7 protein-coding genes are annotated in these 13,062 nt (G+C 67.3%); 2 read left to right on the top strand and 5 right to left on the bottom strand.

Annotation, left to right across the window (positions count from 1 at the left end; all coding sequences use genetic code 11):
- Positions 1-209: 209 nt before the first annotated feature.
- The 5 genes from VIF40_RS08400 to VIF40_RS08380 form a co-directional block, all read right to left on the bottom strand.
- Entirely contained in the window at positions 210-2,756 is a 2,547-nt protein-coding gene (locus tag VIF40_RS08400; protein WP_331937075.1) for a TonB-dependent siderophore receptor, read from the bottom strand.
- A gap of 160 nt (positions 2,757-2,916) precedes the next feature.
- Positions 2,917-3,876, bottom strand: a complete 960-nt coding sequence (locus VIF40_RS08395) for a FecR family protein (protein ID WP_331937074.1) — start codon at positions 3,874-3,876, stop codon at positions 2,917-2,919.
- Positions 3,877-3,969: 93 nt separating this feature from the next.
- On the bottom strand, positions 3,970-4,470 hold the full coding sequence (locus VIF40_RS08390) for an RNA polymerase sigma factor (protein ID WP_331937073.1): 501 nt from the start codon (positions 4,468-4,470) through the stop codon (positions 3,970-3,972).
- A 122-nt stretch (positions 4,471-4,592) separates the two neighbouring features.
- Complete coding sequence (locus VIF40_RS08385; RefSeq protein ID WP_331937072.1) at positions 4,593-4,982, bottom strand: hypothetical protein; 390 nt, start codon at positions 4,980-4,982, stop codon at positions 4,593-4,595.
- A gap of 168 nt (positions 4,983-5,150) precedes the next feature.
- Positions 5,151-9,404, bottom strand: coding sequence for a hypothetical protein (locus VIF40_RS08380; protein WP_331937071.1), 4,254 nt, complete (start codon positions 9,402-9,404; stop codon positions 5,151-5,153).
- Between the two features lie 406 nt (positions 9,405-9,810).
- Here VIF40_RS08380 and VIF40_RS08375 point away from each other — a divergent pair, with 406 nt between their 5' ends.
- Positions 9,811-11,601: an acyl-CoA dehydrogenase C-terminal domain-containing protein gene (locus VIF40_RS08375; protein ID WP_331937070.1), complete on the top strand. Its 1,791-nt coding sequence runs from the start codon at positions 9,811-9,813 to the stop codon at positions 11,599-11,601.
- A gap of 238 nt (positions 11,602-11,839) precedes the next feature.
- Positions 11,840-13,048, top strand: a complete 1,209-nt coding sequence (locus tag VIF40_RS08370; protein ID WP_331937069.1) for an acetyl-CoA C-acetyltransferase — start codon at positions 11,840-11,842, stop codon at positions 13,046-13,048.
- Positions 13,049-13,062 lie beyond the last annotated feature (14 nt).

The following is a 13,062-nucleotide window of genomic DNA, read 5'->3' as shown; positions in this document are numbered from 1 at the left end:
CGGCGGCGCGTCATCGCTCGCCCTCCGGCCCGAGTTCGAGCGCGCCGCGCCTGGCCGCGGTTTTGCGAAGAGCGGCGGCGCGACGATATGCTCCAACGCGGCGTTGAAGGCCTGTGAGTCCGACGATGACGAGGAGGACATCATCAGCAGCCCTGCCCAGCGATCCAGCCACTGGCTGTGTGCGGCGCGCGGCCGGGCAGGGCGCGCGCTCAGAACTCCGCGCGCAACGAGCCGAGGATAGTCCGCGGCGCGCCATAGAGGCGGTAGCCTAATCCCATTCCCGAGGCGGTCGCGTCGAGCGCTGTTTCTGCATAATAGGTCGTGTCCAGGAGATTGGAGACATTCACCTGCGCCGTGAGCTTCAGTCCGGAAAGCGTGAAGCTATAGGCCGCCATCAGATTGATCGTGGCGTAAGAGGGATTGGACATCTGCAAGCCGAGGCCCGACAAATCATAAATCGGCTGCCGGTTGCGATAGATGGCTCCGCCGCCGATCTTCAGCCCTTTCAGCATGTCGGTCTGGAACTCATAGGTCGACCAGAGGCTCGCCATATTTCTCGGGTCGCGTCCGAACCGTTGGCCGATCTCGGCCGGATTTTCGCTCTTGGTGGTGCGCACCTCTTGATTGGTGTAGGTCGCGATCATGCTCCAGCCGGGCAAAATCTCGCCCTGAATATCGACCTCCACACCCTTGCTGCGCACCTCGCCGGTCAAGACCACGAAGCCGAGACCCGGATGCGCATAATCGGTCGAGGGAACATTGGTCTTGGCGAGATTGAAGTAATCGGCGGTCGCCCGCAGCCTCCCGTCGAACCATTCGAGCTTGACGCCGGCCTCGAATTCCTGCGCTTTGCTCGGGCCGGTCGGCGTTCCGGGGAAGATCCGGCCGGCGCCCGCGCCGAAGCCGTCGGCGTAATGGCCATAGACGCTCACCCATTGTTCCGGCCGCCACAACAGACCGAAGCGCGGCGTCACGGCTTCCGCCGTCGTCACCTTGTCGCCCGGCGTCAATGCGTCGGCGGTCAGGCCGGACGCGCTCTTTTGCTGGATATATTGATATCTCGCGCCCGCCAGGATGGAGAAATCATACGGCAGCTTGATTTGATCCTGAAGATAAAAGCCCGCCGTGTCCTGCAGATTGGAGACCGCGCCGGAAGGGACCGGGGCGGCGAGAAAGGGCGTGCCGGGATGGACTGGATTGAAGAGGTCGATTTCCGAGAACGACGTGAAGTTGATGAAGTTCTGGCTTCCGGTGCTGGACCTGTAGAAGTCGCCGCCGAGAAGCAGAGTGTGCTTCGCTCCGGAAGTGTCGAAATGTCCGACGACATCGACATTGGTCGAAAAAGCGGTTTGCTGTCTGGCGGATTCTCCACTGTATCGCTCGACGAGATATCTGGTTCCGGTATCTTGGACGAAGGCGGGCAGTCGGAAGGAGCCAGCGTCTTCCGCGCGCTTGAAGGCGACCTGCTGCTTGATCGACCAGTCGTTGTCGAATTGGTGTGACCAGGTGAGCGCCGAAAAGAAGGTTTTCAGCGTGTCTGGAGAATGCTCGCTATAATTTCGATTGCGCGGCAACGACAAGAACTGCCCATTGAATGCAGGAGTGGAGCCGAAAGTGATCGCGCTGCGATTTTCATCATATTGGACTTCGAGCTTCACAGACGTCGCCGCATCGATGTTCCATTTGAGCGTCGGCGCGATGAAAATATCCTGGCCGTGAATGAGCTCGATCGGTGAGCCGAATGGCGCGCCATTGTCCTGGTAGGACATGTTCAGCCGATAGAGCCAGTCCCCGTCTTTGGTGACGGGTCCGGTTGCGTCGATAGTTGTGCGGTAATTGGCGAAAGAGCCGATCTGCTGGTTGATCGAATAGTAGGGCGCGTTCAACGGCTCTTTGGTGACGATATTGACGACGCCGCCGGGCTCGAGCAGCCCATAGAGCGTGGCTCCGGGACCCTTGAGCACCTCTATGCTCGAGATATTGGCGAGCTGGATGGTGGAGATGCCGTCGATTCCGCTGCCGTTGGGGCCCATGCGGAACCCGTTGCGGAAATAAACGTCACTGGCGAAACCGCGCAAATTGATGTCGCCGTAGGGCGTGCCGCCGCCGAAAGCGCCGCCGCCGCCGACCGCCACGCCGCTGACATTCTGCAGTGCTTGCTCGATAGTGATCGCCTGCTGATCGCGCAGCGCCTGCTGGGTCACCGATTGAATGTTCAGCGGCGTCTCCATCACCGGCGTGTCGGTCTTGGTGCCTGTCGAGGCGTTCGGCAGCACATAGCTCTTATTGTAGGGGTCCTGTCCGGCGCCGGCGCCGCCATAGGCGCGATCCCGTCGCTCCGCCGGCGTCCTCGCCTCCGCCCCCACGTCGATCGGCGGCAGCGCCTCCGCGCCGACAGCGTCGCTGCGCACGCCATCGTTCTGCGCCAGCACGATCAGCACCGATTTGCCGTCGCCGGCCACCTCGTAATTCAGTCCCGAGCCCGACAGCAGCTTTTCCAGCGCCGCATTCAGCGTATGCGTTCCCTCGAGCCCGCGCGTCGTCAGCGTCCGCGTCAGCGTCGTGTCGTAGACGATCAGCACGCCGCTCGTATCGGCGAGCCGCGTCAGCGCCGTCGACATGCGGCCAGCGGGAATCGAATAGGCGCGGACGATCGCGACGATCTCTTTGTTCGGCATTTGCGCATGCGCGCGGGCGTCGCCGGCGCCGCCGATCGCCAATGCGCCCAACACTGTGGCCAGCGCCGTTGCGCCCATGATCGCACTCCCGGCGTCGCCGCCGTTCCGCCTCGAAACCCGTCTCGCCATCGGCGCCCCCTCGCATCTTTTCGGGGGCTCGAACGTCCCCTCACAGAGTTGGACGCGGCTCGGCGTCGGACGAGGAGGTCGCTCGATGAAGTTTTTTGCGCGGCTCCTCTCAGCCTCCGATCAGCGTGACGAAGCCCAGGGAGAGGGCGCGAAGTCCGAGCGATTTTTGAATCGCGCGCAGCGCCGTCTCCGGCGCCGTGGTCTCGAACACGCCGGTCACGCGCCGTCCGCGTAGCGCCGGATCGGCGAGGATGATGTAGCCGCCGCGATAGCGCGCGAGAATCGCCAGCACCTCGGCGAGCGGCTTGTCGTCGAAGATGAGCTTGCCGCGCCGCCACGCGGTTACTTGATCCGCATCGACCGGATAGGGCGCGACGGCGGCGACGCCCGGCGCGAAAGCGCTCTGCGCGCCTTCCTCGACGATGACGCTCGGCCCGGCGCCGGAGAGCCGCACGCGATGCTGGGTGACGGTCACCTCGGTGCGCGCGCCTTGGATGGAGACGTCGAAGGCGGTGCCGAGCGCGGTCGCCGTTCCCGCCGGGGTGGCGACGGAAAAGGGCCGCGCCGCATCGGACGCCACGGCGAACCACGCCTCGCCGCGCAGCAAAGCGACGCGTCGCTCGGCGCCGGAAAAATCCGTCGCTATGGCGGAAACGGGGCCGAGCTCGACGCGCGAGCCGTCCTCGAGCGCGAGGCTGCGCAGCTCGCCCGTTCCGGTGAGCGCGCGGGCGCGCCAGCGGATCGACAATTCGTCATAGGAGAGGGCGAGCGCCAGGGCGAGGCCGGCCAGCGCCGCCGCGCTACGCAGCCCGGGCCGCGGCAGTCGCCCTCGCTCAGCGCGTCGCGCCGCCGCCAGCGTGGGCGACAGTTGCGGGCGCAGAATCTCGAGATCGCCCCACAGGCGGCAAATGTCGTCGAAGGCGGCCTTATTGGCGGCGTCCGCGGTCAGCCAGGCGGCGAAGGATTTGCGCTCGGCCGGCGTCGAGGCGCCCGAGTCGAGCCGCATCCACCAGGCGATGGCGGCGCGCCGTCGCTCCAATTCCGCTTCGCTGGGGCCGTCCTCGCTCATGGTCTCCGCGGAGGTCTCGAGAATGGGGGTCTCATAGAGTAGGACGCGCCGGCCATGCAAAACGGGAGGTCGTAAAAGAGGAGGCCGGCGCGCTCAATCGAGCGCCGCCCGGCAGCGCTCCATGGCGAGGCGCAGATGCTTTTCCACCATATTGCGGGAAATGCCGAGTCGCGCGGCGATGTCCTCATGGGAGATATCCTCGAAGCGGCGCATGACGAAGGCCTGCCGGCATTTGGGCGGCAGCGCCTCGATCGCCGCCAGCAGGCGGTGGGCGAGCTCCTCCGTCTCATAGAGCGCGTCCGGCGCGACGGCGGCCTCGATGACGTCCTCGGCCGCGTCGCCGGGGATGAAATATTTGGCCTCGCTCTCGCGGCGGCGCGCGAAATCGCGCGAGAGATTGATGGCGATCTGCTTCAGAAAGGCCGGCGGGTCGGCGACGCTGTCGAAATCCTCGCGGCGGATCGCGCGGACAAAAGTCTCCTGCAGCAGGTCGGAGGCGTTCTCCGGCCCGACGCGGCGTTTGAAATAATCGAGCAAGGTCCGCTTATTATGGCGAAACAGCTCGCGAAAGCGATGGGTTCTCTGATCGGGCATGTTCGCCTTCTCGCGGCGGAATGGGCCCGCATGGCGCGGACGCCGCAGGGAGCGGACGCCGTTCGGCGCGGCTCGCTATGCGCTTTTGTGGACGGTCGGCGGCTCGCGGCCGCCTGCTGCGGTCAGGCGGCGGGGGGCGCTCGGGAGAATTGGCGAAAGCGCGCCGAGTCGGGACGCGGATTGGCCGCGGGCTCGATCCGGCGGCCGGGCGCGGCGCGATCGCCGGGATGGAGGACGAGGATCGCCGTCGCGACCAGCGTGACGAGCTTCGCGTCGCCGTCGGCGCAGGCGGTCGGGCAGAACAGGCAATGGCCGGGCCCGTCGGAGCGCGCCGGCGCATGGCCGCCGCCATCGGACATCGGCCGGCAGATCTGCCCCGCCATGACGCCGGGAGGCGTGGGCCGCGCCTCCGAATAGGCGAGGGCGACCGTCTGCAACAGCAGCAGCGCCGCGATTCCCCGGATCAGGAAAGCGCGCGCGATCTGCCGAAGGCCGGGCCGAAACTTCGCCATTGCGCAGCGTCGGCAATCGCGCGAGGGGCGTCAAGAGCGAAAACGCCTCGCGGCGGCCGCGAGGCGTCGAATTTCGCAGAGCTGTCGCCGCCGCGACACACCGGGGCTTTTCGCGCCCCGAGACCCTTTTTTAGAGCGCGGAGACCATTCTAGAGCGCGGAGACCATTCTAGAGCGCGGAGACCTTCGGCTTGCCGGCGGGCCTCGTCTCCGGCTTGGCGTCCGGCTTGGCGGGGGCCCTGGCGTTCTCCCAGCCGCCGGGCGGCGGCGGGGCGTCATTGGCGGCGCTGTCCGGCTGCTTCGGGCGGAAGCCGTCGACGAGCGCCTTGGCGGCGGCGAGGTCCTTGGAGTCGAGGCGGGCGCGCACTTCGTCGCGCTTCTTGCCGGCATCCTCGTCGCCTTGCGCGGCGGCGGCCGAGAACCACAGATAGGACTGCGCCAGATTCTGCGGAACGCCGAGCCCGCGGGCGCAGAGGATCGCCAGATTGAACTGGCTGTCGCGCACGCCATATTCGGCCGCCTTGCGGAACCATTGCGCCGCCTGATCGTAATCCGGCTTGCCATCGCCGCCGCTGGCGTAGAGCACGGCGAGATTATGCATGGCGCGGGCGTTGCCGGCGTCGGCGGCGCGCTTGTACCAAGACAGCGCCTTGCCGTAGTCGCGGTCGACGCCCATGCCCTTCTCATAGATGGAGCCGAGCCGATATTGCGCCGGCGCGAGACCCTTGTCGGCGGCCTTCGCGAACCATTGGAAGGCGGTCTTCGGATCGCGTGGCGCGCCGCCACGCCCTTCGGCGTAGCGCAGGCCGACCTCATATTGCGCATTGGCGTCGCCGGCCGCGGCGATCTCCTTGATCGTCGCGAGCACATCCTGGCGCGGGGGCGCGGGCGGCGTCGCCGCGGGCGTTCCGATCGCGCCGACGGGCATCGGATCGACCGACTTGGGATCGACCGATTGGGAGCCGAAGCGTCCGGGGATCGGCGCCTGCGGAGTGGGAGAGAAAGCGCCGAGGCCGGACGCGCCGGGCGTGAAGCCCTGCACGCCGAGCGATCGCGGCGCCACGGCCGGCGTGAAAGCGGACGCTTTGGCCGTCGGCTGCGTGGTGGAGACGGCGGCGGGCGGCGCCACATTGGTCTCGGCGGCGGCGCCCTCTCTCTTGGCGGCGTCGTCCGTGGCGGCCGACTCGGCGGCGCTGGCGGAGGCCTCGGGCGCCGGCGTCTCGGCGGCGGCCGCGGCCTCGCTCGGCTCGGCCTGAACGGCCGAGGCCTGCGGCGCCGGAGAATCGAGCGTCACGCGGGCGATCTGATAGGCGCCGTAGAGCAGCACCAGCACGCCGACGCCGAGCAGCAGCGGACGGCGGCGCGATTGCAGCGCCGCGCCGACGGCGGTGACGCCGCCGCCGCTCGCGGCGACGCGTTCGGACTCCTGCTTGGTCGCGCGCTCGGCGGCGATTTTTTTCGCGGCCTTGCTGCCCTGCGCAGCGGCGGCCTGGGCGTCGACCGCGGCTTGCTGGGCGGCGCGGCGGGCGGCGGCGATGAAGTCCTGCTGCACCGAGCCGGAGCGCTCGTCCTCCTGGCCGACCATCGGCTCGCGACGCGGACGGCGGTCGCCGGGCTCCAGCAGAATATCCTCGACATCGGAGACCGGGGCCGCCGATTTCACGCGCGCGGCGCGGCGCGGATCGGCGCCGTCCTTGGCGCGCGACGGCTCCGCCGCGGCGGGCTTCACCTTGCGCAGATCGGTGAGCTCGTCCTCGAACATGGAGAGGCGCTCGACGACGCGCTCCAACGTCTCATGCACGGCGGCGAGCGTCTGATTGGTGCGATGGCCCGCCTCGTCCTGGAAATTGCGGAGCTCGGCGAGCTCCTTCTCCAGCGCGTCCTGCAGGCCTCCATGCGCGGTCGCGTCGCGCAGCGCATCCTGCGCCGCCTCCCGCGCGGCGATCTCGGCGACGCGCACGGTCGTGCTGCGCGTCTCCTCGACCTTGGTCGCCAGCGCGCCCAGAGCGCGCTCTATGGCGGAGAAGGAATCGACGTTCATGTCGGAACGGTCGAGCCGTTCCGCGAGGCGGCCGATCTGCTGCTCCAGCGCGGTGAAGCTGGTGCGGTCGGCTTCCGGGTCCAGCGCCGCGTCCATCTTCTGCGCCAGCTGTCCGACCAGCTCCGCCAATTGCAGATTGGCGTCGTCGGCGCGCCGGCGCGTGGTGGAATCGATGCGCGCGGCGAGCTCGGCGTGCACATGGTCGATGCGCTCGGCGAGCGCGCGCATATGGTCGGCGCCCGCGGATTTCTGCGCGCTGGCGGCGACCGGCTGGAGCCGTTGCTCGAGCTTCTCGATCTTGCGGCCGAGCTCGTCGAAGCCCGGATGAACGATCTTGGCCTCGGTCGCCGCGTCGATCTTCTGGGCGAGCGAGGTGAACAGCCGCTCGAACTGATTCGGATCGACGCCCGAGCCGCCGCGATCCTTGCGCTCGAGCTCGGAGCGCAGCGCGCTCATATTCTTGGCGATCTCGCGCAATTGCTCGGATTCGGCGGAATTCGCATTCGCGGCGGCGGGCTGGAGGCGCTGCTCGAGCTTCTCGATCTTGCGGCCGAGCTCGTCGACGGGATGGACGATCTTGGCTTCGGCCGCCGCGTCGATCTTCTTGGCGAAGGAGGCGAAGAGCTGCTCGACCTGATTGACGTCGACGCCCGAGCCGCTGCGCTCGATGCGCGCGGCGAGCGATTTGTGGACCTGCTCGATGCGCTCGTTGATCTCGTCGAAGCGCTTGCCGCCGCCCGATTTCGTCGAGATGGAGTCGAGCTTGGCGGCGAAATATTCGAGCCGGCGCTCCAGAGCGGCGAAGGAGCCGCCGATCTCGGTCGAGACGATCGAGCGAATGCTCTGGACGAGCTCGCTCACATCCTTGGCCGTGGCGACATCGGCCCCGGCGGCGCTCAGCTCGTCGACCTGCGTGGTCAACGCGGCTATGCCGGCCTCGAGCTTCTCGATCGGCAGCGGACGCCGCGAGACCGCCTTCAGCAGCTCGTGGATCTCGCGCGTCTCGCCGGCGATCTCGTCGAGCGCGGCGCGATCGGCGCCGCCTTCGGCGTGGTGCTCGGCGAGCTTGTCGCCGAGCGCGCGCACTTCCTCATAGAGGACGGCGACGATGCGGCCCGGATCGAGATCGCGCAAGATCGCGCTCAAATCGGCGGTGAGCCGTTCGACCGGCGCCAGCACCATTTCCTCGACGCCATAGAGGCGCTGCGCCTCGACGCGCTCGACGAGCTCGCGCAGGGCGGTCTCGACGGCGACCACGGAGGCGCGCGGCGCGAGATCGACGAGGGCGCGGGAGAGCCCCTCGAGATCGCAGCGCAAGAGATCGATCTGGGCGACGACGGCCGCCTGCTGCTCACCCTGGACGTTCTGCTCGGCGCGGGACGACGCGAGCTGTCGCGAGAGCGACTCGATCGATTCGGCGAGGCCGTCGAAAATCGTCGGACGCGCTTCGATGGCCGATCTGGCGAGGGCGAGCTCGCCGTCGCGTCCGCCGGCCTGCTCCTCGAGCGCGCGCTGGCGCTCGGTGATCTCGGCGACAGCGTCCGCGAGAGGCCGCCGCGTCGCGGCGCGACGCTCGGGCAGTCTCTCGCGCTCCAGCCTCTCGCGCTCTTGCAGTCTCTCGCGCTCTTGCTGTCTTTCGCGTTCCTGTTGTCTTTCGCGCTCTTGCTGCTGGCGCGAGGCCGCGATGCGGCGCTCCTCGGCTTCTTCGTCGAGCCGCGCCGCTATATCGGCGAGCCGCTGGTCGAGCGCGCCGAGCGCGCTCTCGAACTCATAGGCGCGATCGTCGCCGGACAGGCTGTCGATGCGCGCCTCGAGCCGCGCCAGCGCGTTGCGGATCGGCTTGACGCCTTCGTCCGGGCGCGTGGCGACGCGCTCCTCGATCCGCCCGAGCCGCTCCATCACGGCGCCGATATCGTCGCCGAGGCGGGCCCGGCTCGAATGATTGCGGTCGATCAGCTTGGCGAGGCCGGAGAGGGCGTGCGCCGTCTTGCGCTCGCTCTCGGCGGAGCGCCGCTCGAAGAGGGCGACGGCGTCGTCCACAATGGATTTGGCGTCGATCTCGCCGCGGCCGCGCAGCGGCGCGGGAGCGAAATCATCGTCCGCCTCGTCGTCGCGCATGTCGCGTCTCGGCGTGGCGTCGCGCCGCAAACGGCCGCGATCCGTGCGTCCATAGATGCGCGAGCGCAGAGCGCGTCGGCGCGCCGGAGCGGTCGGCTCGTCGTCGTCGTCGGCCGGGATGCGGTCGTCGATGTTCGCTTTTTCTTGGATCACATCATCGAGCCAATCGGACAGGCTCTTGCCCGACCGTCGCGCCGCAGCGCGGGCGACGTCGCGCGTCTCGTGATGTATGCCTTTGAAGCTGAAAGGAAATACCTCTGTCATCGGATATCCGGCGGGCTCGACCCGTGCAGGCGTGAGGAAACTGGACGAGCGACGACTCGAGGCGCGAATCGCGCCGGAACGCTGTGATGGCGGGGGACGCCGTCGCGAGGGACTTTCCTTCGGATAAGGTTAATAAATGGTTAATCCTTGCGCGGGGCCGACCGGCGCGCGGCCTATTGCGCCAGAGGGTGCGGCTCTCTACCTATTGCTGCGCAGAGAGCGTTCTCCGAACCGTGATTCATACGTCCAATGAAGGACTTGCCCTCCGGCGCGGGAATCTGGCCGGGTTGCGATTTCGTAACCATGGGGGCGCATAGTCCGCATCCCGTCGTCCGACGACCGGGAAAACGCCTATATCGAAAGAATACCTAGAGAAAGCAAACGATCCGCGCAGGGAGAGCCGCTCATGCCGATCTACAAAGCCCCCGTGGACGACGCCTTGTTTCTGTTGAACGACGTTCTGCATCTCGAGCGTTACGGCAATTTGAACGGCTTCTCCGATGTCGCGCCGGACGTGCTCGCCCAGATCATCGGCGAGGCGGGGAAAATCTGCGAGGAGCGGCTGCAGCCTTTGAATCGCAGCGGCGACGCCGAGGGGTGCCGGCTCGATGCGGCGGGCGATGTCGCGACGCCGGCGGGCTTCAAGGAGGCCTATCGGGAGTTCGTCGCCGGCGGCTGGGTCGGATTGGCGGTTCCGCCGGAATATGAGGGACAGGGCCTGCCTTACACCTTGGCCGTGGTGATGAACGAGTTCGCCTCTGCCGCCAATATGGCGTTCGCGATGTATCCGGGCCTGACCCAGGGCGCGCTGGCGGCGCTGCTGCGCCATGGCGACGCGGAGCAGAAGCGCCTCTTCGCCCCGCCGATGGCGGCCGGCCGCTGGACCGGAACGATGAATCTGACGGAGCCGCAATGCGGCACCGATCTCGGCCTGCTCACATCGAAGGCGGCGCCGCGCGCGGACGGCTCTTACTCTATTACAGGGCAGAAGATCTTCATTTCCGCCGGCGAGCATGATCTCGCCGAGAACATCATTCATCTCGTGCTCGCGCGCATCGAAGGCGCGCCGGCGGGAGTGAAGGGCATATCGCTGTTCATCGTGCCGAAATACGAGGTGAACGCCGACGGCTCTCTCGGCCCGCGCAACGCCGTGCGCTGCGGCGCGCTCGAGCATAAGATGGGCATTCACGGCAACGCCACATGCGTGATGAATTATGACGGCGCCAGGGGCTTTCTCGTCGGCGAGCCCAATCGGGGCCTCAATGCGATGTTCGTGATGATGAACGAGGCGCGGCTCGGCGTCGCCGTGCAAGGGCTCGCGCAATCGGAGGTCGCCTATCAGAATGCGGCGGCCTACGCCAAGGAGCGTCTGCAAGGACGCGCGCTGTCCGGCGCGAAAACCGGCGGCGTCGCCGATCCCATCATCGTGCATCCGGATGTGCGGCGCGGCCTCATGGAGATGAAGGCCTTCAACGAGGCGGCGCGCGGCCTCGCCCTCTCGGCGGCGCTCGACAGCGACGTCGCGCATCGCTCGCAGGACGCCGAGGCGCGCCAGGCCGCGGAGGATCGGCTCGGATTGCTGACGCCGGTGCTGAAGGGCGTGCTCACCGATCTCGGCTTCGAGAATGCGGTGAAGGCGCAGCAGATATGGGGCGGGCACGGCTACATAGACGAGAATGGCGTCGAGCAATTCGTGCGCGACGCGCGCATCACCATGATCTATGAGGGCGCCAATGGCATTCAGGCGCTCGATCTCGTCGGCCGCAAGCTGCCCAAGGACAATGGCCGCGCCGCCATGGCCTATTTCGCGGAGGTGAATGACTTCGCGAGCCGCGAGAGCGCCGACGAGCAGATGAAGCCTTATGTGGAGCCGCTGAAGGCCGCGCTCGGCGATTTGCAAAAGGCCACGATCTGGCTGATGCAGCACGCGCTCGCCAAGCCCGACAATGGCGCCGCGGCGTCTTATGATTACATGCATCTCTTCGGCCGCGTGGCGCTCGGCTACATATGGGCGCGCATCGCCCGCACGGCGCTGGACAAGAAGAAGGAGCAGCCCGGCGACGGCGCCTTTCTCGACGCCAAGCTGACGACGGGCAGGTTCTATATGGAGAAGATGCTGCCCGAGACGGGCTTCCGTCTGGCGCGGATCACGGCGGGCGCGGATACGGTGATGAGCCTGCCGGCGGAGATGTTTTGATGCGGAAGACGACATGCCGATCGACAGCAACCCTCGCCCTCATGCCGAGGAGCGCGCCTGCAAGGCGAGTCTCGAAAGCAGCAGGGCGAGCTCCAGAAGGCGGCGCGTGACGGTTTCCTGATCCCTCGTCCTTCGAGACGCCGGCTGCGCCGGCTCCTCAGGATGAGGGATCAGGAACCTTCATTCATCGACTTGGATCTCGTTTTACGAGCCGCTCCCGAGAAGAACGGAGTTCCTCATGCCCGAAGCCTATATATACGACGCCGTGCGCACGCCGCGCGGGCGCGGCAAGCCGGATGGCGCGCTGCATGAGGTGTCGAGCCTCGGTCTCGCCGTCACCGCTCTGGCCGCGCTGAAGGACCGCAATCGGCTCGCCGGCGCGCCTGTCGACGATGTGATTCTCGGCTGCGTCGATCCCGTGGGTGAGGCGGGCGGCGACATTGCGCGCGCCGCGGCGATCGCCGCCGGCTATGGGCACAAGGTTCCCGGCGTGCAGATCAACCGTTTCTGCGCCTCCGGTCTCGATTCGGTGAACTTCGCCGCAGCGCAGATCATGTCCGGCCAGCACGAGCTGACCATAGGCGGCGGCGTCGAGAGCATGAGCCGCGTCGGCATCGGCGCCTCTGGCGGCGCCTGGCCGGTCGATCCGACCATCGCCATTCCCTCCTACTTTATGCCGCAGGGCGTCTCGGCCGATCTCATCGCGACGAAATATGGATTCTCGCGCGACGATGTCGACGCTTACGCCGTGCAGTCGCAGCAGCGCGCGGCCCGCGCCTGGGAGGAGAAGCGCTTTTCGAAATCGATCGCGCCGGTGAAGGACGTCAACGGCCTCACCATTTTGGATCGTGACGAGCATATGCGGCCTTCGACCGACATGCAGTCGCTCGCGGCGCTGAAGCCGGCCTTCGCTTTTTTCGCGGAGCAGGCGGGCTTCGACGCGGTCGCGATACAGGCGCATCCGGATGTCGAGAAGCTGAACCATGTCCATCACGCCGGCAATTCGTCGGGCATTGTCGACGGCGCCGCCGCCGTGCTGCTCGGCTCCGCGCAAGCCGGCGAGCGCCTCGGCCTGAAGCCGCGCGCCCGCGTGCGGGCTTTCGCCAATATCGGCTCGGAGCCGGCGCTGATGCTGACCGGGCCGGTGGATGTGACCAGGAAGCTTCTCGCCAAAGCCGGCATGAGCCTCTCCGACATCGATCTCATCGAGGTGAACGAGGCTTTCGCCGCCGTGGTGCTGCGCTTCATGCAGGCTTTCAGCCTCGACGACGCCAAGGTGAATGTGAATGGCGGCGCCATCGCGCTCGGCCATCCGCTCGGCGCGACGGGCGCGATGCTGGTGGGCGTGGCGCTGGACGAATTGGAGCGCAGCGGCAAGTCCACGGCGCTGGTGACGCTCTGCATCGGCGCCGGCATGGGCACGGCGACGATCATCGAGCGCGTGTGAATTTCAAGCCTGCG

Origin of the sequence: Methylosinus sp., from assembly GCF_036560965.1 — a bacterium.
In the GTDB taxonomy this organism is placed as follows: Bacteria; Pseudomonadota; Alphaproteobacteria; order Rhizobiales; family Beijerinckiaceae; genus Methylosinus.
Note: the sequence above shows the minus strand (reverse complement) of the source record. Positions and strands in the feature narration are given on the sequence as shown.